Source organism: Paenibacillus chartarius (assembly GCF_042432825.1).
Classification (GTDB): Bacteria; Bacillota; Bacilli; order Paenibacillales; family NBRC-103111; genus Gordoniibacillus; species Gordoniibacillus chartarius.
Window position 1 is genome coordinate 1 of the sequence record NZ_JBHLWN010000120.1, and the last position, 20,825, is coordinate 20,825.

19 protein-coding genes are annotated in these 20,825 nt (G+C 57.1%); all 19 read right to left on the reverse strand.

The features are described 5' to 3' along the window. Nucleotides 1-116: 116 nt before the first annotated feature. The 19 genes from ACFFK0_RS28690 to ACFFK0_RS28780 all read right to left on the reverse strand — a co-directional run bounded on the left by ACFFK0_RS28690 (nucleotide 117) and on the right by ACFFK0_RS28780 (nucleotide 20,767). Nucleotides 117-839 carry a peptidoglycan DD-metalloendopeptidase family protein gene (locus ACFFK0_RS28690; protein ID WP_377474500.1) on the reverse strand — a complete coding sequence of 241 codons (723 nt, stop codon included), beginning with the start codon at nucleotides 837-839 and terminating at the stop codon, nucleotides 117-119. A 77-nt stretch (nucleotides 840-916) separates the two neighbouring features. After that, entirely contained in the window at nucleotides 917-1,957 is a 1,041-nt protein-coding gene (gene spoIID, locus ACFFK0_RS28695; protein ID WP_377474501.1) for a stage II sporulation protein D, read from the reverse strand. Between the two features lie 259 nt (nucleotides 1,958-2,216). After that, on the reverse strand, nucleotides 2,217-3,545 hold the full coding sequence (gene murA / locus ACFFK0_RS28700) for a UDP-N-acetylglucosamine 1-carboxyvinyltransferase (RefSeq protein ID WP_377474594.1): 1,329 nt from the start codon (nucleotides 3,543-3,545) through the stop codon (nucleotides 2,217-2,219). 230 nt (nucleotides 3,546-3,775) lie between these two features. Next, nucleotides 3,776-4,030 (reverse strand): DUF1146 family protein, encoded by a 255-nt coding sequence (locus tag ACFFK0_RS28705; protein WP_377474503.1) that lies wholly within the window; start codon nucleotides 4,028-4,030, stop codon nucleotides 3,776-3,778. Nucleotides 4,031-4,046: 16 nt separating this feature from the next. Beyond that, nucleotides 4,047-6,686 (reverse strand): S8 family serine peptidase, encoded by a 2,640-nt coding sequence (locus ACFFK0_RS28710; protein WP_377474504.1) that lies wholly within the window; start codon nucleotides 6,684-6,686, stop codon nucleotides 4,047-4,049. A gap of 278 nt (nucleotides 6,687-6,964) precedes the next feature. Continuing rightward, the gene (locus tag ACFFK0_RS28715; RefSeq protein ID WP_377474507.1) at nucleotides 6,965-8,476 is read right to left on the reverse strand and encodes an NADH-quinone oxidoreductase subunit N; all 1,512 of its coding nucleotides are present in this window, start codon (nucleotides 8,474-8,476) and stop codon (nucleotides 6,965-6,967) included. Nucleotides 8,477-8,480: 4 nt separating this feature from the next. Next, entirely contained in the window at nucleotides 8,481-10,100 is a 1,620-nt protein-coding gene (locus ACFFK0_RS28720) for a complex I subunit 4 family protein (RefSeq protein ID WP_377474508.1), read from the reverse strand. Further along, entirely contained in the window at nucleotides 10,093-11,964 is a 1,872-nt protein-coding gene (gene nuoL, locus ACFFK0_RS28725) for an NADH-quinone oxidoreductase subunit L (RefSeq protein ID WP_377474511.1), read from the reverse strand. The genes ACFFK0_RS28720 and nuoL overlap by 8 nt, the downstream gene beginning before the upstream one ends. Nucleotides 11,965-11,979: 15 nt before the next feature. Further along, nucleotides 11,980-12,285, reverse strand: a complete 306-nt coding sequence (gene nuoK, locus ACFFK0_RS28730) for an NADH-quinone oxidoreductase subunit NuoK (RefSeq protein WP_377474513.1) — start codon at nucleotides 12,283-12,285, stop codon at nucleotides 11,980-11,982. Between the two features lie 2 nt (nucleotides 12,286-12,287). Then, nucleotides 12,288-12,818: an NADH-quinone oxidoreductase subunit J gene (locus ACFFK0_RS28735; protein ID WP_377474515.1), complete on the reverse strand. Its 531-nt coding sequence runs from the start codon at nucleotides 12,816-12,818 to the stop codon at nucleotides 12,288-12,290. After that, nucleotides 12,811-13,263 carry an NADH-quinone oxidoreductase subunit NuoI gene (nuoI, locus tag ACFFK0_RS28740; protein WP_377474517.1) on the reverse strand — a complete coding sequence of 151 codons (453 nt, stop codon included), beginning with the start codon at nucleotides 13,261-13,263 and terminating at the stop codon, nucleotides 12,811-12,813. The genes ACFFK0_RS28735 and nuoI overlap by 8 nt, the downstream gene beginning before the upstream one ends. After that, complete coding sequence (gene nuoH, locus ACFFK0_RS28745; RefSeq protein WP_377474519.1) at nucleotides 13,260-14,276, reverse strand: NADH-quinone oxidoreductase subunit NuoH; 1,017 nt, start codon at nucleotides 14,274-14,276, stop codon at nucleotides 13,260-13,262. The genes nuoI and nuoH overlap by 4 nt, the downstream gene beginning before the upstream one ends. Beyond that, nucleotides 14,276-15,556 carry an NADH-quinone oxidoreductase subunit D gene (locus ACFFK0_RS28750; protein ID WP_377474521.1) on the reverse strand — a complete coding sequence of 427 codons (1,281 nt, stop codon included), beginning with the start codon at nucleotides 15,554-15,556 and terminating at the stop codon, nucleotides 14,276-14,278. The genes nuoH and ACFFK0_RS28750 overlap by 1 nt, the downstream gene beginning before the upstream one ends. 3 nt (nucleotides 15,557-15,559) lie before the next feature. Continuing rightward, nucleotides 15,560-16,684 (reverse strand): NADH-quinone oxidoreductase subunit C, encoded by a 1,125-nt coding sequence (locus ACFFK0_RS28755; RefSeq protein WP_377474524.1) that lies wholly within the window; start codon nucleotides 16,682-16,684, stop codon nucleotides 15,560-15,562. After that, nucleotides 16,681-17,202 (reverse strand): NuoB/complex I 20 kDa subunit family protein, encoded by a 522-nt coding sequence (locus ACFFK0_RS28760; RefSeq protein ID WP_377474526.1) that lies wholly within the window; start codon nucleotides 17,200-17,202, stop codon nucleotides 16,681-16,683. The genes ACFFK0_RS28755 and ACFFK0_RS28760 overlap by 4 nt, the downstream gene beginning before the upstream one ends. Beyond that, the gene (locus ACFFK0_RS28765) at nucleotides 17,184-17,552 is read right to left on the reverse strand and encodes an NADH-quinone oxidoreductase subunit A (protein WP_377474528.1); all 369 of its coding nucleotides are present in this window, start codon (nucleotides 17,550-17,552) and stop codon (nucleotides 17,184-17,186) included. Before ACFFK0_RS28765 ends, ACFFK0_RS28760 begins: the two co-directional genes overlap by 19 nt. Nucleotides 17,553-18,162: 610 nt before the next feature. Next, on the reverse strand, nucleotides 18,163-19,554 hold the full coding sequence (locus ACFFK0_RS28770) for a DUF5808 domain-containing protein (RefSeq protein ID WP_377474530.1): 1,392 nt from the start codon (nucleotides 19,552-19,554) through the stop codon (nucleotides 18,163-18,165). A gap of 14 nt (nucleotides 19,555-19,568) precedes the next feature. Then, on the reverse strand, nucleotides 19,569-19,955 hold the full coding sequence (locus ACFFK0_RS28775) for a GntR family transcriptional regulator (RefSeq protein ID WP_377474532.1): 387 nt from the start codon (nucleotides 19,953-19,955) through the stop codon (nucleotides 19,569-19,571). Nucleotides 19,956-20,362: 407 nt separating this feature from the next. Then, nucleotides 20,363-20,767 carry a F0F1 ATP synthase subunit epsilon gene (locus ACFFK0_RS28780; RefSeq protein ID WP_377474596.1) on the reverse strand — a complete coding sequence of 135 codons (405 nt, stop codon included), beginning with the start codon at nucleotides 20,765-20,767 and terminating at the stop codon, nucleotides 20,363-20,365. Nucleotides 20,768-20,825 lie beyond the last annotated feature (58 nt).

The window sequence follows — 20,825 nt, forward strand, 5'->3', positions numbered from 1 at the left end:
AAACTCCCCTTGGTAGACAGGTTTTATTATTTCACCTGTCTACCTAATGGGGAGCATATCATCAAGGGGGGTGGCGGGAGCTCGGCGTCCCGGGGGGCGGGCCGCTCGGCAATGGATTACTTATCGTTCAGGAATTGTTGCGGGTTGACGGAGTTGCCGTCTTGGCGAACTTCGAAGTGGAGATGGACACCTTCGTCCTTTTCCAGTTCGTTGCGGCCGGCTTTGGCGATAACATCGCCCTTCTTCACATCGGCGCCCTTCGTCACTTTCACATCAGCCAAGCTTTGGTACACGGTAACGAGCCCATTGTCGCTAGTGACTTCGACAAGGTGACCGACAACCGGGTTGTTTTCGACAGCAGTCACTTTACCGCTCAGTGCCGCTACAACGTCAAACGGCTGGTTGTCTTTCGCCGTGAAATCCAATCCGGTGTGCGGCGTGAATTGCTGATTGTAATGCACGGTAGCCGCCGCTTTTACTTCATTCGTTGCGCTTGCGTCATAGAACTGCATGCCTGTCGTTACTGCATTCTTATCCTTAACGGGCCATTGCATCGTTTCGGCAGCTGCGTTGACCGGTACCGCGGTTTGTCCGCCTTTGGCGCCGGTATCGTTCGAGCTCACCTCGAGTCCGCCTTTGGGCTCAGTCGCAGCACTTTTGTTGGTCGCCGCGTCCTGATAGACCCACATTAAGGTTAAGATAATTGCCGCCGCTGCCATATACACCGCAGGAAATACCCACTTCTTCGCCAGCAGCTTCTTCCATGAAGATTGACCTTGCGCTCCCGTAACCGTTTTGAGAGCTTCATCCTTCTGCAAATCTTGCTTCTTGTCATTCATATGGTTATCACCTCATCAACCATTGTTGACAAGAAGAGAAGATTTATACATTTTACCAATTGAAAGTTTACAGGTTTTTAAGATTTTGTTGTGAGATAGGAGGCAGCGGGCTCTATGGCAACGCCCTGATAGAAATATTTGACGATTTCTTCGGCCGATTTGCCTTCCCGGGCCATCCCGTTAGCCCCCCACTGGCTCATTCCCACCCCGTGGCCGTAGCCGGTCGTCGTCATCTCCAGCTGGTCGCCGCGCCACGTCCAGGCAAACTGGGAGGAATTCAGGCCGAGCCGCTCGCGGAACTCCTTGCCGCTGAACGTCCGTCCGCCGGCGGAAATCGACTTGACGCGCTTGCTATCGGTCCAGCTGAGCACCTTCAGCGACGTGGGCTTCCCGGAAGTCGTCGCGACCGACTTCACGCCCAGTTTGGCGATCAGCACTTTATAAGGAATCGTGACCGTTTCTTTATAGCGGGGAGACAGCTTCGCGTCCCATGGACTGGCCACGCTGCGGAGATAAGGGATATCGTCTCCCCAGTAATCCGCGGCATTTTCCGTAAACCCGTTGCTCGTCGAGAAAAATGTCGCTTGAATCGGTTTTCCGCCATACGTCAAAATTAGATCGTTCGTCTCCCGTACGGCACGGTTCAGCTTGTCCCAGCCGGCCGCAGCCTCCGGCGACGCCGCATCGGCGCGCTTACGCAGCTCCTCCTCGCTCAGATACGCCTGGTGGGTGATCGTATCGGTGACCCAAGCGTCGTTCACGGGAACGTTGCTGAAGTCTCGCTCCAGAATACGCCGCACGATATAAGTGCGAGCGGCGATCGCCTGCGCCTTCATCGCTTCCAGCTCGAAATCCGCCGGCATCTCGGCGGCGACGACGCCGCGCACATAGTCTTCCAGCGGGACCGTCTCGATAGTTTGCGTTTTGCTGAGATAAACCGGTATTAACAGGTGCTTGCCCCCGCCATCTGGATTCGACACATTCGCGCTAGGGGCGATGGTTAACTGCGAAGCGTCGCCGCGCCTCACAAGGAATCCGGGAATCAATACGGCCAGAAAGCTCAATACCGCCAGCCATGCGGAAGCCCAGCCCAGCAGTTGCTTGTGCGTCATATTCATGTACGTTCCTCCATATGCGGCGATGTCGTAGCGGCGTCTCTTAGATCGGCCCGTAGATAGTACCAGCATATGAGGAATTTTAGTAGGGTAGAACCCGGCACTCTCTCTGCGAGAAAATATCTCATAACGAACAAGGCTGCTAGCTGGAGGGGCTTCCACTTCCGCTAGAGCATTCACTCCTTGCAAAATGGTAGACGCAGCCGGCTGCCGGCCAAAGCAAAAAGCCAACCTCCCGCAAAAGGAAGTTGGCTTCTGTAGGTTATGCCCAAGTGGGTTGTACCGCGAAAATCGGCAAATCCGGCTCGACCGACGTCTCGGGAATCGGCTCCGGCTCCACACGGGAAATATCCGCACCGACCGAACGCAGCCGCTCCGCCAGCTCGACATAGCCCCGGTCGATATGGTGTACCCCGCTGATCTCGGTGTCGCCTTCCGCGGCTAGCGCCGCGAGCACCAGTGCAGCTCCCGCGCGAAGGTCCGTAGCGCACACTTTCGCGCCCTTCAGCTTCGTATTGCCGCTGACGACCGCCGTGCGCCCGTCGACCTTGATTTGCCCGTTCATATTCACGAATTGTTCCACATGCATGAACCGGTTCTCGAAAATCGTCTCCGTCACGATGCCCGTTCCGTCCGCGACCATCATGAGCGCCATAAACTGCGACTGCATATCGGTTGGAAAGCCCGGGTACGGCAGCGTCTTTACGTCGACCGACTTCAGCGCCTTGCCCGCGCGCACGCGCAGTCCGTTCTCATCCTCATCGACCGTAACGCCCATCTCCTGCAGCTTCGAGATGACCGGCGCCAGATGATCTCCGATTGCGCCTTCGATATACAGATCTCCGCCCGTAATCGCCGCGGCGATCATATACGTACCGGCTTCAATCCGGTCCGGTATGACGGTATGTACGGCGCCTCGCAAACGCTCGACCCCTTCAATGCGGATAATTCCCGTACCCGCTCCGCGAATGACGGCGCCCATCGCATTGAGATAATTCGCCAGGTCAACAATTTCCGGCTCCTTCGCCGCATTCTCGATGATCGTCGTGCCTTCAGCCAGCGTCGCGGCCATCATGATATTCTCGGTCGCGCCGACAGAAGCGACGTCCAAATAAATTTTCGCGCCGTGGAGCCGCTTGCCCCGAACTCTTGCCTCGATATAGCCTTGGCCGAGCTCAATATCCGCGCCCATCGCTTCGAAGCCCTTCAGATGCTGGTCAATCGGCCTCGTTCCGATCGCACAGCCGCCGGGAAGCGAAATACGGGCATGACCGAGCCGCGCAAGCAGCGGTCCCATGACGAGGAAAGACGCCCGCATTTTGCGCACCAGTTCGTAGGAGGCTTCACAAGTATCAATTCGCTGCGCCCGAACCCGAATCGTTTCGTTCTTGTAATCGATCTGAATGCCGAGGCTCTGCAGCACTTTATTAATGACAATTACATCGTCAAGAGGGGGCGCATCGTGAATGACGCTTTCTCCCTCTTCCCCCAAAATAGAAGCAGCGATAATCGGCAGCACCGCATTTTTCGCGCCGCTTACTTTAACGCGCCCCGATAATTTTCGGCCACCGCGGACGATAATTTTGCTCATCATGGTCCCTCCGCGTATTGATATTCTCCGACTTGCCGATGACGCGGCAGCCCCGCTCCCTAGTGTAGCATCGAGCCGTTCCGCCGCTCAACTGTGATATTTTACCATGCTTCCGCAAGGCGACTCCCCTACTTTTCAGCCATGGTACATATCGTTCGGAGACGGTCGCTATTTTCGTACGGTTGTACTACCATTGTTGACAAGATTAGGACGGGTTATTCGATCAGGGCTCAAAACATACGTTGAAGGCCTAGCGAAACTTCTAGATAATCCAGGAAAAACCTTGCGAGCTGATACCCTAGCGCGATCGATAAAAAAATCTGCAGCAGCTTCGCCTGCGGACTCTTCGGGCGGCGCAGCAGCACATCGAAACGGAATTCCTGCAAACACCACCACGATAGCCCTATGAACAGCAAGTAAATCGTAATGCTGATAAGCCCCATATAAGGCGCAGCCGCCGGAAGGCCCGGATCCGCTACGTTCATCGTTCTTCCGAGCCTCCTAGCGATTCAGAATTTTCTCGAGAATAGTCAGGAATTCCGCCCGCGACGCCTGCCGCTCCGGCCCGAACGTACCGTCCGGGAAGCCGGTCAGCCAGCCGTCCGCTTTCAGCTGCTTGAGAATCCCCGCCCCCCAATAATTCTCACCGACGTCGGTGAAGGGAGGTCCGCCCCGCCGTTTGCCCGCCAGGTTCAAGCTCTTGGCGAACATAGACGCCATCTCCATACGCGTAATCGGAAGGTCCGGCCGGAAGCTGGCGTCGGCATAACCGTCGACAATGCCCGCCTGCGCCGCCTTCGCGATGTAAGGATAGGCCCAATACGAAACCGGTACGTCGGTAAAATGCAAAGGATCTTCCTTCGACCACCGAAACGCGCGGGTCAAGACAGCGGCGGCTTCGGCGCGCGTAATCGCCCCGTCGGGACGGAACGAATAGTGGCCGTAACCTTCGATGATATGCTGTTCGCTAAGCCGGCTTATCGTCGCTTGCGCCCAGTGATTCGCAATATCTGTATAGCCGGAAATGAGCGGCTTCAGCCCCGCTTCAAACCGATAGGGCCGATTCGTGAAAGAATAATCCGTTGAAAGCTTAATATAATAGGTGCCGCTTGTCAAATATTGCTCGATCTGGAGAACACCGTCGTTTCCTTGAGCTTCCGTACGGTACTCGCCGAGCGGCTTGAGCTGATAATCGGCCAGCGTCAGCGTAACCGTCCGGTCGGCCGGAACCCCCGTCAACGTGAATGCCGCCAAGCTGTCCCCCGGCACGCCCAGCTGGAACCAGTCGGTATCGGCAGCCGTTTCGAACGTACCGATCGCCGCTGTGCCGGGATCGATGGCGGAAGCTTGGTACGGCTTATCGTTCGGCTCGTTCGGATCGAGCCACTTCGGCGTATACGTAATCGATAGCGTGTATTCGCCTACAATCGCATTCTTGGCCCCGTTCAGATTGCTGACTTTCAAATAGTACTGGCCCGGGAATACATCCAGCGCGGTTGCTTCTTCCGCTCCGTTGCCGGCCTGATCGTACGTGACGCCCTTCTCTCCGCGCTTCTCGAGCAGGAGCACAGGATCGATGCGGGCCGTATCGGTCGAGAGCCGTATGGCCAGCCGTCCCGATTGGTCGATCTGCAGCACATACCAGTCGACGTCGTTCGCATGATCGAAGGTCCCCTTCACGACTTGGCTCTGTGCGGGCAGGGAAAAGGCCTGAAATTGCTTGTCGTTCGGTTCGTACGGGTCTTCATAGATGCGCAGCGCTGTCGTCAGCCTGTAGCTGACGGATGTTTTGAACCGGCTGTCGGCTGCCTGCAGACGAATATACGTGACGCCTGCATCCACCGGAACGGCCAACGTTTCCCCTTGAGTGACGGAAGCGGCTTGCTTCGTTACAAGACTATTCGTGTACGTCGTTACGGCGATGGCAGCCCCCGGATCGTTCAAGTCCAATCGGACTTGAAGCGTTCCGCTGTAAGGACTGACCAGCTTGAACCAATCGGTGTCCTGACCTCCGGCCAATTCGGCGCTGACCGCCGTATTCACCGGGATGACTTTGGCTGTATCCGCCTGATCGTTCGGTTCGAACGGGTCTTCGCGGTACGTCTGCCGCAGCGCCCGGTCGGCGCGCAGCAAGCCATAGCCTGTCAGTTCGTCCCATCCGGCTTCTTCAAGATCTTCGGCCGTTTGCTGCAGCAGGCTGCGCAGCTGGTACGGCTGCATCCACGTATATTTGGTCCATGCCAGGGCGGCGACCGCCGCCGCTTGCGGTGCCGCCATCGAAGTCCCGTTCTTGGACTCGTAACCGCCTCCCAGCGCCGTCGTATATACGTCATACGGTGCAACCAAATCAATCTCGGGCCCGACATTGGAACGGTATTCCGCCTGATTGTACGGATTGACCCCGCCAACGGCGAGTACGGTCGGATAAGCGGCGGGGTAATTGACGCTGTTCCCTTCGTTGCCTACGGCCGCTACTAACAACACGCCGCGGTCTTCGGCATAGCGGACGACTTTGGCGAGCTCCTCATTGTCCCGATTCAGCCCCAGCGATAGGACGACGATCCGGGCCCCGTGATCGACGGCATAACGGATACCCTCGCCAAGCTTGTTCTCATCGCCGCGCCCGTCCGCTTCCAGCGCTTTGATCGGCATGATGCGAACCGCACCCGAGGCGATCCCGGCGATGCCTTTGTCATTGTTATTGACGGCAGCGATAATCCCGGCTACATTCGTGCCGTGGCCGTTATCGTCCTGAGGCGGCAGACTCGGATTCAGCACATTGAATCCGTCGACGAGCTTGCCCTGCAAATCCGTATGCGTCAGGTCGACGCCGGTATCGACGAGCGCTACGACGATTGGCGCCGCTGCTGCGGGCACGGTCCCGGAGGCCCATGCCTCCGGCATATGAATTTGATCCAGGTACGTCTGCTTGGATCGAAGCGGATCGTTAGGCTGTGCCGGATCGGCAGCCGATGCGGGAGCTGCAGCGACGATGGCGCTGAACGCCAGCCCCGCCAACAGCATGCCTGCACGGCGCAGCATACTGCGCCACCCGGCGGTGCGGACCGGACGCGAAGCGGGCCTATCGTCTCCGCCGCGACAGACGCTTGCACTTGTGCTCCAGATTGGAATTCGTTTCATATCAGCTTTCCCTTTTCTTCAGTGAGTAGCGGCAAGCCTCTGCACTAGCTTCGAAGTCTTGCAAGTGCTTCGGGATCGTTCACAAGTTGTCTATCGATGCGATCGTCCCCCTCACAATCTCCCCTTTTTTGCTCTGTCACCATCATTTTCATAGTGCTGCATCTCTATTGTATTCGCGTCAATGCCGCTAAAAACCTCCAAGATGAATCTGGAAAGTTGAAAAAAAGTCCGGCCCCCGCACACCTTGATGTACGCGAGCCGGACCTGCTTCCCTTCGTTTACATGACGAACATATCCTTCGCCAGGCTGAAAATGCGATCCACCGCGCTGAGCAGCCCTTGCGGATAAGCGCCGAGCGCGACTCCCGCGAGAGCGCACACCCAGACGGTAATGCCGAGCGGCCACGCTACTTTGACTTCATCGGATTCGTAATCGCTGCGCATGAACATTTGGCGAATCCAGCCGAAGTAATAGTAGAACGAGATCACGCTGGTCACGATCATGACGGCCCCAAGCCAGTACAGCTGCGTCTGCATCGCGCCGAGAATAATGAACAGCTTGCCGAAGAAGCCGGCCGTTACCGGAATACCGGCAAGCGACAAGACGATCAGTACGGCGGCTACCGCCGTAAGCGGAGCGCGGTAATACAGCCCGGCAAAGCCTTTCAGCTCCTCCGTGCCCGAGCTGCGCTCGACGATCATCAGCAGCGCGAACGCGCCGATGTTCATGAACAGGTAGGCGATCAGGTAATACAGGAACTCCGAATAGTTCGCATAATGCGTAAGCGAGAAGTGCGCGGCAATCGGCACGAGCAGATAGCCGGCATTCGCGATGCCCGACAGCGCCAGCAGCCGCTTCACGTTCGTCTGCCGCAGCGCCATCGTATTGCCTACGACCATTGCTATCGCCGCCATGACCGACAGCGACAGCAGCGCGTCCTTCTGCAGCTCGGAGTTCATCAGGGTGAAGGCGCCGAACACCCAGTACATCGTGCGGAACAGGATCGCGAAGCCCGCACCCTTGGATACGACGGCCAGGAAAGCGGCCACCGGCGTCGGGGCACCCTGATACACATCCGGCGCCCAAGCGTGGAACGGGGCGGCGGCGATTTTGAAGCCAAACCCGGCGAGCAGCAGGAAGAACGCGATGTAGATAAGCGCCGGCGCCGACTCTATCGAACCGGCAATGGCTTGATTGATTTCGAGCAGGTTCGTAGAACCCGAAATGCCGTACAGGAACGACATGCCGTACAGAATGACGGCGGACGAGATGGAGCCCAGCACCAAATATTTGAAGGCGCCCTCGCTCGCATTCATGCTCCGCTTGCGCATCGCAACCAGAATATAAGATGTAATGCTAAGAAGCTCCAACCCGGCGTACAAAGTGACCAGGTCACCCGAAGATGCCATGATCATCGCCCCGAGCGCCGCCGGAAGGAAGAAGTAATAATACTCGCCGACATGCTGGATGCCTTCCCGCTCCGTGCTGCCGAGGCTCATGAACAAGATCAGCCCGGTGCCGCCGAGAATGACCAGCTTCAGCAAGCTTCCGAAATCGTCAATGCGATAGCTTTGCCCCAGCAGCGCGATAGGCTCGGCCGGATTAAGCGCCAGCGCCGTGAACACGAACGCGACGACGACGCCGGCGAGAGACAGCCAGGCGGCGAATTGCCGGCTGACCGTACGCGGAAGCGCCAGATCGAGCAGCGCCGCCACGATGGCCGTTATGACCAGCGTCAGCTCGGGAGCCAAGTACCCCAGATCGGACAGTTGCAAACGTATAGCTTCCATGGCTCTATCCTCCTACCTTCCCGGCAGCGCCGCTTAGCAGCTGATTCATGCCGTTCAGCGTATGCAGCAGCGGCTCGCTCAGGACGCTCGGATAGATGCCGAGCAGCAGAATGAAGGCGACGAGCGCGATCATCGGGATCGCCTCGCTCAGCCTCGCATCGCGAATCCCTTTGTAGACGTCAGGCATCGGTCCGAATGTGATGCTGAGCACCCCGCGCAGCACATATGCAGCAGTTAACACAATGCCCAGCGCACCGACGGCCGTCAGCGCCGGGTACGTAGCGAACAGGCCGAGGAACGCCAGAAACTCGCTGACGAAGCCGGACAAGCCCGGCAGTCCGAGCGAGGCCATACCCGCAACCAGCAGCATACCGCTCATGAACGGAACCGACTTGGCCAAGCCGCCGAGCGAGCCGAGCTCGGTCGTCTCCGTCCGCTCGTAGATGCTGCCGACAAGCAGGAACAGCAGCGCCGAGATCAGACCGTGGGAAACGAGCTGGAACACCGCGCCTTCCAAGCCGGTTACGTTAAAGGACGCGATGCCGAGCAGCACGATCCCCATGTGCGAAATACTGGAGTAAGCCAGCACCAGCTTGAACTCCTTCTGCACAAAGGCTAGAGCGGCACCGTACAAAATATTGATGACGCCGAGAACGGCAAGCAGCAGCGCCGCTTCCTTCGCCTGCGCCGGGAACAGCAATATGCCGAACCGGATGAGACCGTAGGCGCCCATCTTGAGCAGAATGCCCGAGTGAATCATGACGATGGAGGGCGGCGCTTCCGTATGCACGCGGAGCATCCACGTATGGAACGGGAAGATCGGCAGCTTGATGCCGAACGCAACGAGCAGCATGCCGAACAGCGTCCACTTCATCGTATCGGTCAGGTAGAACGGGTTGCCCTGCTCCGCGCGGTTCACGAACGATTCCGCGTTCTGGAGCAGATTGCCGGTAATGGTCGCGATATCCCCGCTGTAGGAGAGGATGACTTCGTTGTTCGTCTGCGTGAGCGAGAAGCCGGCCGTAGCGACGAGGATCAGGAACGCGATCAGCATGATCGCCGATCCGATACCGTTGTATATCAAGAATTTGTTCGCCGCCCGCTCGCGGTCGACATACCCCCAGATGCCGATCAGGAAGAACATCGGAACGAGAGTAATCTCAAAGAACACGAAGAACAGGAACAAATCTTGCGCCATGAATACCCCATACATCCCGGTCTGCAGCAGCAGGAACAAGATGAAATAGGTTTTCCAGCGCTTCTTGATTTGGAACGACGCCAGCGCGGCCATCGCCGAGACGAGCGCCGTCAAGAACACCAGCGGCAGCGATACGCCGTCGACGGCTAAGCTGTATTTGAAATCGAAGTAGAACGACGTAATTTGCTCCAGGCCTTCCTTATTCAGCGGGACGTGAATCCAGCTGTACGATTCCTTGAATTGCAGCGGATCGGCGGAGGATTGGTAACCGGCATACATCGAACCGGCCAGCGCCAGCGATACGAGCGAAGCGATCAGGGCGATCGTCTTGATCAGGCCGCCCCGCTCCTTCGGCACGAACATCAGCAGCAGCGCGCCCAGCAGCGGCGTGAAGGCGATTAACGTTAATATCGGCAGATTATCCAAGTTGGAAGAACCTCCTTCCCGCCAAGGCGAGCGCCAGGATCAACAGACCCAGCAGCGTAATGAGTCCGTAAGTCTGAACTTGCCCGTTCTGCAGGCGCAGGCCTACTCGGCCGATCCCCACCGCAGCAGCGGAGACGAGCCGAACGATACCGTCCACGACGTACACGTCGATCAGCTGCAGGATCGAGCCAATCAGGCGGAGTCCGCCGACAAACACCGCGTTGTACAGTTCATCGATATAATACTTGCGGTATACGAGCGTGTGCAGCCACGGCAGCTTGCCGGCCACCGCACTGCCCCTCGCCGTGCCCCGCGCGTACATCACGTAACCCAGGCCAATGCCCAGCAATCCGGCGAGTGTCGACATAATCATAACCGGCCAGTTCGCATGCTCCGCTTCGGCATGGCCGCTCAGCCAGGTGCCCAGCCAGCCGTTAAACGGCGTGAAGACGAAGCCGGAGGCGACCGCCAGCGCCGCAAGGACGATGAGCGGAAGCGTCATCGAAGCCGGAGACTCGTGCGCGTGATAGTCGGAGCGCTGCTTCCCGGTGAAGACGAGGAAGAACAGCCGCGCCATGTAAAATGCCGTGAAGAACGCCGCAACGAGCCCGACCCAGAAAAGCGGCTGGTTGTGCTCATAAGCGGCCGAGAGAATCGCATCCTTCGACCAGAAGCCCGACAGCGGCACAATGCCGGACAACGCCAATGCGCCGATAGCGAACGTTATGGTCGTCACTTTCATTTTGCCGGACAGTCCGCCCATCTCCCGGATATCCTGCGTATGTACCGCATGAATGACGGAGCCCGCTCCAAGGAACAGCAACGCTTTGAAGAAGGCGTGGGTGAACAGGTGGAAAATTCCCGCCGTTGATGCGCCGAGGCCCAGCGCCATCATCATGTAGCCGAGCTGGCTCACGGTCGAATAAGCGAGCACGCGCTTAATATCGTTCTGCGCCGTACCGATCGTAGCCGCGAAGATCGCCGTGAAGCCGCCCACATAAGCGACAACGAGCATCGCATCCGGGGACGCTGCGAAAATATCCATCGTCCGCGCCACCAAATAGACGCCCGCCGCAACCATCGTCGCCGCGTGAATGAGCGCGGAAATCGGCGTCGGGCCTTCCATCGCGTCAGGCAGCCACGTATGCAGCGGGAATTGGCCGGATTTGCCGGCGGCGCCGACGAAGATCAGGATCGCGATGAGCGTAGCGATGCCCGGATCGATTTTACCCTGGGAGAACGCGTTATGAATCGCACTGAAATCCAGGGAATGCCCCGGCATATACCAGAACAGCAGCAGAATCGCCAGGAACAGCCCGACGTCGCCGACGCGCGTTACGATGAATGCCTTCTTCGCCGCGGCGCGCGCTTCCGGCTTATGGTACCAGAAGCCGACGAGCAGGAACGAGCAAGCCCCGACCAGCTCCCAGAAAATATACAGCTCCAGCAAATTGACCGAAATGACAAGCCCGAGCATCGAGAACGAGAACAGCTGAATGTAGCTGAAGAATACGTTGATCCGCTCGTCGCCGTGCATATAGCCCTTCGAATACAAATTGACCAGCAGGCTGACCAGCGTGACGACGACCATCATGAGCGCGTTGAGGTTCGTCACCTCAAAGCCCATGTTCAGCTGGACATCTCCGATGCGCAGCCAGTTGATTTGAGCCCATGTAAAATCCTGCGTATGGCCAAGCCGCTCTACGAAGATCAGTACCGCAAGCACGAAAGAGGCCAGCATCGCTCCAATCGAGATGTAGGCGCCGAATTCGCGAAGCTGGCGTCCTCCCGCCAAGAGCACAAGGAAGGCGAGCAGCGGGAACAGCGGAACGAGCCAGGCATACGACGTATATACGGAATCCATGTCCGAGTCACCCTCCTATCGCTTCATTGAGTCCATATCGGTGACGTCGGTCGTCCCCCGGCTTCGGTACAAATTCATCAAAATCGCAATGCCTACAGCCACTTCAGCCGCAGCGATCGTAATGTTGAACAAGGAAAAGATTTGCCCGGTCAGCGACGGCACCGCGCCGTACTTGGCGAACGCAACCAGGTTGAGGTTGACCGCATTCAGCATGAGCTCTACCGAGAGCAGCACGATGACGGCATTTTTCTTCGAGAGCGCGCCGTACAAGCCGATGCAGAACAAAATCGCCGCAAGCGTCAAGTAAGGAGTAATGCCCATCTTCAATCCTCCTCCCTCTTCGCGACGACAATCGCGCCGATAAAGGCGACCGTCAGCAGCACGGACATGATTTCGAACGGGATTACGTATTGGTTGAACAGCAGCTGGCCGATTTGCAGCGTATTATCCTTCGCCTGAATCGGCTCGCCGGACGGCTTTATGGCCGCATTCTGAATCGCGTAGAACAAAATTCCGAACAAGCCGAGCGCACCGACCAGCAGCAAGCCGTTATGCCATGGCCGGTTCGGCTCCTCTTCGGCTTCGCCGTGATGGCGGGTCATCATAATCCCGAACACCATCAGAATCGTAATTGCGCCGGCGTAGATCAGCACCTGCACCCAGCCGACGAACTCCGCGTCCAGCGTAATGTAGATGCCGCCGAGAGCAAGGAAGGTGAGCGACAGCGCCACCACCATATGCACCACTCGGGTCAGCGAGATCATGAAGATCGCTCCGCAGATCGCCATCAAGGCGAACACGAAGAACACGAGATTTTCCCCCGAGCTCATGAACGTAAGGAGGTTGTCAAGCATTCGCCTTGGCGCCCCCCTTCGGCATCGCCGAATTGTTATCCTGGCGCACGTTCTTGTTGTTTTCGCTCAGCCACTTCATGTCCTTAAACAAGTCGTCGCGGCTGTAGGTGCTCAGCTCGAAGTTATTCGTCATGACGATCGCTTCCGTCGGGCATACCTCGGTGCACAGATCGCACAGAATGCAAATTTCGAAGTTGATGTCGTACGTGTCGATCACTTTGCCCTTCTTCTCCGGGTCCGGGTTCGGCTTGCCGGTCAGCGTGATGCACTCGGTCGGGCAGATGCGCGCGCATTGGTTGCAGACAATGCACTTGTCCGGCTCGAAATGCTGTATGCCGCGGAACCGGTCCGGCATCTGAAGCGGCACATCCGGGTACGCATAAGTGATTTTCTTCTGGGTCAAATTTTTGAACGTAACGCCGAGGCCTTTCATGATCCCTTTCATGCTTTGCCGACCCCCAGTGCAATTAGAATGGCGCTGACGAAAATATTCAGTATCGCGAGCGGCAGCAGCACCCGCCAGCCGAGTCCCATCAGCTGGTCGATGCGGATTCGCGGCAGCGTCGCGCGCAGCCAGAAGAAGAAGAACACGATGAACGAGAATTTGAGCAGGAACCAGATGATTCCCGGGATAAAATCAAGGAAAGGCAGCGGCGCATGCCAGCCGCCGAGGAACAGCACCGTTGTCAGCGAAGCGATCGCGAACACATACACGTACTCCGCCAGCATGAAGAACGCGAAGCGGAAGCCGCTGTACTCGACGTGATAGCCCGCCACGAGCTCCGACTCCGCCTCCGGCAAGTCGAACGGCGTCCGGTTCAGCTCGGAGATGCCGGCAATGACGAATACGACGAAGCCGATAATTTGCGGGATGAAGTTCCAATGCCAGATGCCGCCGGCCTGCCCCTCAACGATGAGGCGCAGGTTCAGCGTTCCGCTCATCATCACGATGCCGACGACAGAGATGACCAGCGGCACCTCGTACGAAATCATTTGCGCCGCCGAACGCATCCCGCCGAGCAGAGCGTACTTGTTGTTGGACGCCCAGCCGCCCAGCACGATGCCGAGCGTGGAAATGCCGGACAGCGCCACGTAGTACAGAATGCCGACGTCCAGGTCCGCGAGGAACAGGTTGCCGGCGAACGGCAGCGTCGCAATGACGGCGAACGAAGGAATGAACGTAATGACCGGCGCAAGAATGAACAGATGGCGTTCGGCCTTGCGCGGGATCGTGTCTTCCTTAATGAGCAGCTTCGCAACGTCGGCTACGGATTGAAGCAGTCCCAGGGGGCCTACCCGGTTCGGGCCGACCCGAAGCTGCATCCAGCCGATGACTTTGCGCTCGAAGTAGATCGCGTACGTGACGAAGCCTAGCACGATCAGCAGCATCACGATACCGATCGCCAGGAAAATCAAGAAGTTCGTCAGCGTCAGCTGCTGCTGGAGGAGATCCAACATCAGGCGTCAACCTCCCCGACTACGATATCGATGCCGCCAAGAATCGTGATCAGGTTCGTCATCGTCTCGCCGACAAGCAGCTTCGGCAGAATCTGCAAATTGACGAACGACGGACGGCGGAATTTCAGACGGAACGGCTCCTGCTTGCCGCGCGAAATAATGTGGCAGCCGATCTCGCCGCGCGGCGATTCGATCGCCGCATACACTTCGCCTTCCGGCGGGCGGATGACGCGCGGCACCTTGCCCATCGTCTCGCCTTCGCTTGGGAAGCGTGCTACCGCCTGCTCCAGAATGCGGAGTGATTGGCGGATCTCTTCGATACGCAGCAAGTACCGGTCGTAGCAGTCGCCGTTATGCGATACCGGTACGTCAAAATCGAACTGGTCGTAGATGCAGTACGGCTGCGATTTGCGCAAATCCCAATCGACGCCCGTGCAGCGCAGGTTGGCGCCGGACAAGCCGTAATTGATCGCCGTCTGCGCGTCGTACTTGCCGATTCCTTTAATCCGCGCCAGGAAAATTTCGTTGCCGCTGACGAGGTTGTTATATTCGTCGAGACGCTTCCGCATATAAGGCACGAAGTCGCGCACCTTCTCGATCCAGCCGCTCGGCGCATCCCACTTCACCCCGCCGACCCGCATGTAATTGTAGGTCAGACGCGCGCCGCATAGCTCGTTGAACAGGTCGATGATGATCTCGCGGTCGCGGAACGCGAACAAGAACGGGCTCATCGCGCCGATATCGAGCAGGTACGTGCCCCACCAGACGAGGTGGGATGCGACGCGCTGCAGCTCCATCACGATCAGACGCAAGTACTGGGCCCGCTCGGGGATTTCGAGCTGCATCATTTTCTCCACGGCATTGACCAGCACGTAATTGTTCGTCATCGCCGATACATAGTCCATACGATCCGTGTAAGGGATAATTTGCGTGTAGTTGAGGTTCTCCGCCAGCTTCTCGGTACCGCGGTGCAGGTAACCCATGACCGGAATCGCTTCGCGGATCACTTCTCCGTCCAGCTTGACGATGACGCGGAATACGCCGTGCGTGCTCGGGTGCTGCGGTCCGACGTTGAGGAGCAGCTCCTCGGTACGCAAACCGCCTTGGCCGGCTCCTTGCTTCACCTCGCGCAGACCGCCTGCCGTCGCTTCGTGCTCGTCACCCGCTCCCGGCGGATTCAAGAAGTCGACCGTCGGGTCGACCGTATCCCGCAGCTTGCCCTCGCCGTCCGTCCGGCCGCCTTCCGCCGATGCCGGTTCCATTCGTTCTAGTCGTGCCACAGCCTACACCTCCGGGTCCAGCGGTTCGTAATCTTTACGCAGCGGATGGCCGACCCAATCGTCCGGCATCATAATCCGGGTGAGGTTCGGATGTCCGGGGAAATCGATGCCGAGCAGATCGTACGCTTCCCGCTCGTTCCAGTTGGCCGTTTCCCATATCGAAGTTACGGACGGTACACTCGGATGCTCCCGGTCCGTCTTGACCTTCACGCCGTATTCCCGCTTCGACGTAATCGACAGCAGGTGGTATACGACTTCGAGATGCGTTTCCTGATCGACGCCGGACAAGTTGCGAAGATAATCGCACTTGAGCTCCGTATGATCGCGGAATACTTTGGCCGCTTCCGGCCACAGCTCGCCCTTGATGACGACGCATGGCCGATGGCTATCCATCTCGTTAATGTATGCTTCAGCAATCACATCGTCGCCGACCGATTCCTTCAGAATCTCGACAAGCCTGTCGAGCAGCGGCTGGTTCGGCGACGGCTCCTTCGGCCCGGCGTCCTCGGCCGCGGCCTTCGCCGCGCGCGGCGTCCGCGCCGGGCGCTCGCCTGACGGCGCCGCTGCAGCGCCGTCGCCAGTGGCAGCGCCCTCGGCCGTCGCTGCCTTCCCTTCGGCGGCTGCCTTCGCCGCCGCCCGTGCCGCGCGCGCTTCCGCAGCCGCGCGCAGCTTCGCTTCCCGCTCCGGGTCCGCCGCCGGAGCCGCCGCTGCAGGCGCGCCTTCGGCCGCCGCCTGCCCTGCCGGTGCAGGAGCGTCTGACGCCAGCTCCTTCACCGCTTCCGCGACCGCGCCGGGATCGGCGTTCACGCCGCGGCCCTGCGCATCCTCGGCGTTCAGCTTCGCCTCGGCCGCCTGCTCGCTCGCGTTCCCCTCGCCGATGTCCGCCGCCGCCGGCTGCTCGCCGACCGACGACTTGACGCCTTCGGTCGTATCGCCCGCGCCGCCTTCCCTCGCGCCGGCTGTGCCGGCTTCACCCGAGCTTGCGTCCGCGCCGGCATTACTTGCACTTGCACCTGCGCCTGCCGCTTCACCGCTCTCGCCCGTCTCTTTCCCGGTCTTCCCTGCAGCATCCACAGCTTCAGCTCCCGCTTCGGCGCCGTCCTCCGGCTTCTTCCCCTCTTCGCTCATCGGTTGGTCACCTGCTTCCCGGTTTTCGCCTCATAGCGAATCTTCTCCTGCAGCTTGTTGATGCCGTAAATAAGCGCCGCCGGATTCGGCGGACAGCCCGGGATATACACATCGACAGGAACGACTTGATCGACGCCCTTCACCACCGCATACGACTTCACGTACGGTCCGCCGGCCGTCGCGCAGGAGCCCATAGCGATTACCCATTTCGGCTCCGGCATTTGATCATACAATCTGCGCAGCAGCGGCGCCATTTTCTTCGTTACCGTGCCCGCCACAATCATCACATCCGATTGCCGCGGCGACGTACGGAAGATGACCCCGAACCGGTCAAGGTCGTAGTGCGATGCACCCGTCCCCATCATCTCAATGGCACAGCAGGCCAGACCGAACGTCAGCGGCCACAGCGAATTGCTGCGCGCCCAAGCCTTCAGCTCCTCCAGCGTCGTCATGAACACGTTGCGCTCGAGCTCTTGTCGTTCTTCGAGCGTAATATTTTCTAATTGGAGTTGGTCCATTGCAGCACCTTCTTCTTCCAGGCATAGAGTAATCCGACAGCAAGCAGTGCAACGAAAATCAGCATCTCCACAAGCGCAAACAGCCCCAGCTTCTGGTAAGCTACGGCCCACGGATACAAGAATACTGTCTCCACATCGAATATAACGAACATTAAAGCGAACAAATAGTACCGAATGTTAAACCGAATTTGCCCTTCGCCTACCGGCTCGTTTCCGCTCTCGTACGTGGTCAGCTTCGGATCGATCGGCTTACTCGGTCTCAGCAGCTTGCCGATCGTGAGCGCGGCGACAGGCAGCAAAATCCCAAGCCCGATGAAAATCGCCACAATCACATAGTTGTTGGTATACATTGGGATGTAACCGCCTCCATGTTTGTTTTCTTTGGTGACCGAATTCCTACACCTCGTACTTAGGTCCGACCCCCATTATATCAAAACACCTTCATACCGTCTATTCGCAAAATGCGTGTATCACGCGCTCCGCTTGGCTTTGACGCCTACGCGCTCCAATAGGCTACCTCTTAGCATACCTCAACGGACCACTCCCTATACGTAAAAATGTTCCCCGTGGAACATCTGTTTCGTCCCCGTTTCAAACCTTTTGCCTGCTTGCTCCCTTTCTTGCCTACATGCCATTGTCATTTTATAAAGGAGGTCTCCGTAACAGTCATACGTTTACGCAAACGGTTTCCATTCAAATTTACTTTGCCGAATTCGTGAACTGCAACTCTCTCTGCGGCGATGTCGTGACTGAGAAGCCAGGCCCCGTACTGCTTGATCGGGTTACGAATGCGGCCGCTCGAGAGACCGCTCGTATCGTGAAAGTCTTGAAAGATGAATACCGGCGTCAAGATCGCTCAGTTCGGCGAAGTAGAAGGAAATCTCTTGGACTCCGGATAAACCCGGTGTAAATGCGTTCTGCGGAAAAAGAGGCCGAAGTAATCCCCGGCCCGCTTTTTCGTTATTTTGTATCCAACTCCTTCAGCTCCTTGAATATCCGCTCGGTCTGGAACGCTTCCTTCTCGTTGTAGAAGATGTACCCATCCTTCAATTTGATTTGAATATATGGCGGGCTGTCTCGAAAGATATACATTCTAGCCTTACCGAGCTCCTTCAAGCGAAAATGCCCTCTTGCATACTTGCCGGTTGCTTCGCCATTTGTCTTGGTTCCCGAAGGGATTTGATCCACAAGTGCCAGCTGCTCAACATCTTCGATCCGGAAGTCATACGAATACATGGGATAGTCGATTCGGATGCTTCGCTCCGGTGTGACGCTGAGACTCGGCGATGTCGTCTCCGCGCGAATCAGCATGAAAGATACAAAGAACACAACGATAACCATAAGCCCGATAATGCTCCCCACCATCCATTTTCCAGCTGTAGTCGCCGTATTGATCGTCTCTCCTACCCCGATTCGTTTACTCACCCAAACGCTCTTGTCATTCGGATTGTGATAAGTAAACCCGTTCGCCCAGTATTCGTCATCGTCCGAGTAAATCACTTTGCCATCGTTCGACAGCTGCTCCTGCTCGCGGGCATGAATGCTCCGGTACGTATACACCACGCAGCCTACCGGTGCTGCGGTAAATAGCAACGCGCAAGACAGCCACAAGCCGAACAGCTCGGCATTCTCGTTAGACATCATCAAGTTTACAAACAGCAGATGAATATTCTCCAAAATCGCCAGCCATAGCCACATGTAGGAAATGGCCCGGCGGCTCTCCTGATTCAGCGCGACGTTTAACTCACTGTTCATGCTGTACACTTTGGCTTTCGTTCTACGCATGGAAACGGAGACGAGCATGAAAAGGAGCGTCACGGCGATGCCGCTGACAGATACTACCCACTGCAGCTCCCCTTGACGAGCCGCCACCATGGTTATGCCGCCGGACATTGCGAATGGAATCGCAAATAACCAGAACGGAGCGGCCCTTCGATTCTTGGCTTGAACCGCATGCAGATCGCTCCGGATCACACGCTTCACTCCGACATACCATCCATTCTTGCGTTTCAACGCCAAAGTATCGCGGAACGCGTGACGGAACGGGACAACTATAACAGTAAATAATACAGCCAGCCATACGAAAAAATAGATGATTTGATATGCCGGCCGCTCATGCAACAAGACTACAGGCGCTGCGCAGATTAACATCCCTATCCATGTTAACGTAAACCTTCTGCGAAATTGGTTTTGAATCAGCCGGACATCCTCATAATTCGCAGCTTGCTCCGGCAGCGTCACTGCAAACAACATACCGTTCTTATATCTCGCTTGGCTATTATAGGTAAGCACAACTACAAGGAAACAAAGCAAACCAGTCATGAGCAAAATGACGGTTATCACGATGATCACCTCGATTCTTCAATCTAGGGAAGCCGATAAACCATTTTGGCGAAAATTTGGGAACAGATCGCTTGAAACCGGGATTGATCGACGCCTTGAATCGTCGCTTGCGCAATGATGAGCTGCAGCTGCTCTTCGATTTGAGGAGACGGATCGGAACTTGCGGGAAGCGTGGGGATTCTGACTTTTGCGCCGTGCCGCCTATCGATGACAATATAACCCTCCTGCTTCAAGAGCGCATAAGCTTTGTTGACGGTCATCGTATTAATGCCTAGATCATCGGCCAGCTGACGAACAGTCGGCAGCTTCTCCTCCGGTTTTAACTCACCCGTTGCGATGCCGATGACGATCTGATTGCGCAGCTGTTCATACAACGGAGTGCTGCTGTCCAATTGTAAGGTAATGACCATATGCTTATCAACTCCTAATACCTTCTAACGTTTCTTGTTTTGTATTATCTATTATAATACATATAATACTTAACGACAATGACAGTGGCACTGGCCTGCTGCTGAAAATACCGGGACAAGCTGCTCCAGCACCTTAATACCGGGAACCCCCCTTTGATTTGCCCACCGTCGATTGGGGCATATTTCCCAGGGGAGACCGAGTTATTCAAACATCAAGTATAGGCCTACCTTCAGCTTAACTGGGCAAAGGATTGACGACTTCCTACATGTCATTCACAATCGCCCTACTCAACTCTTAGCCGAATCACAGCCAAGATATGAGCGAAGCTTATACGTCTGGCATGCAAAAAGAAGGGCCGACCTTCATCGCCTAAGCGATAATCAGGTCAGCCCTTCTCTTACACATGCTATTTATTTGATACGTCCAGACGAACCGTTGCACGCTGCAGCGCACGCTCGGCACGGCGAAAATCGAATTCGTCGCGTTTGGCTTGCTTCAGACGTTCTTCGGCACGGGTTTTGGCCCGCTTGGCGCGATCGACGTCGATATCGCCAGGCAGTTCGGCGGATTCCGCCAGAATAACCACCTTGTCCTTGCGCACTTCCATGAACCCGCCGTGTACCGCGAGAAGCTGGTCTTTCTGACCTTGCTTCTTGACAGTAATCGGGGCGATCTTCAACGGAGTGACCAGTGGAATGTGGTTCGGCAGAATGCCAAGCTGACCCTCAACGCCTTCCACTACGATCATCGACACTTCTTCACCGAATACTTTACGGTCCGGAGTAACGATTTCCAGCAGGAAGCTGCTCACTTGCATTCCCCTCCTCCTCCCGTACCCCGAGGGGAACGGGCATGGCCTGCGTTATAGT

Coding starts and splice junctions, on each gene's coding strand:
- ACFFK0_RS28690 (WP_377474500.1), bottom strand. CDS start 839: ATGAATGACAAGAAGCAAGATTTGCAGAAGGATGAAGCTCTCAAAACG.
- spoIID (WP_377474501.1), bottom strand. CDS start 1,957: ATGAATATGACGCACAAGCAACTGCTGGGCTGGGCTTCCGCATGGCTG.
- murA (WP_377474594.1), bottom strand. CDS start 3,545: ATGAGCAAAATTATCGTCCGCGGTGGCCGAAAATTATCGGGGCGCGTT.
- ACFFK0_RS28705 (WP_377474503.1), bottom strand. CDS start 4,030: ATGAACGTAGCGGATCCGGGCCTTCCGGCGGCTGCGCCTTATATGGGG.
- ACFFK0_RS28710 (WP_377474504.1), bottom strand. CDS start 6,686: ATGAAACGAATTCCAATCTGGAGCACAAGTGCAAGCGTCTGTCGCGGC.
- ACFFK0_RS28715 (WP_377474507.1), bottom strand. CDS start 8,476: ATGGAAGCTATACGTTTGCAACTGTCCGATCTGGGGTACTTGGCTCCC.
- nuoL (WP_377474511.1), bottom strand. CDS start 11,964: ATGGATTCCGTATATACGTCGTATGCCTGGCTCGTTCCGCTGTTCCCG.
- nuoK (WP_377474513.1), bottom strand. CDS start 12,285: ATGGGCATTACTCCTTACTTGACGCTTGCGGCGATTTTGTTCTGCATC.
- ACFFK0_RS28735 (WP_377474515.1), bottom strand. CDS start 12,818: ATGCTTGACAACCTCCTTACGTTCATGAGCTCGGGGGAAAATCTCGTG.
- nuoI (WP_377474517.1), bottom strand. CDS start 13,263: ATGAAAGGGATCATGAAAGGCCTCGGCGTTACGTTCAAAAATTTGACC.
- nuoH (WP_377474519.1), bottom strand. CDS start 14,276: ATGTTGGATCTCCTCCAGCAGCAGCTGACGCTGACGAACTTCTTGATT.
- ACFFK0_RS28755 (WP_377474524.1), bottom strand. CDS start 16,684: ATGAGCGAAGAGGGGAAGAAGCCGGAGGACGGCGCCGAAGCGGGAGCT.
- ACFFK0_RS28760 (WP_377474526.1), bottom strand. CDS start 17,202: ATGGACCAACTCCAATTAGAAAATATTACGCTCGAAGAACGACAAGAG.
- ACFFK0_RS28765 (WP_377474528.1), bottom strand. CDS start 17,552: ATGTATACCAACAACTATGTGATTGTGGCGATTTTCATCGGGCTTGGG.
- ACFFK0_RS28775 (WP_377474532.1), bottom strand. CDS start 19,955: ATGGTCATTACCTTACAATTGGACAGCAGCACTCCGTTGTATGAACAG.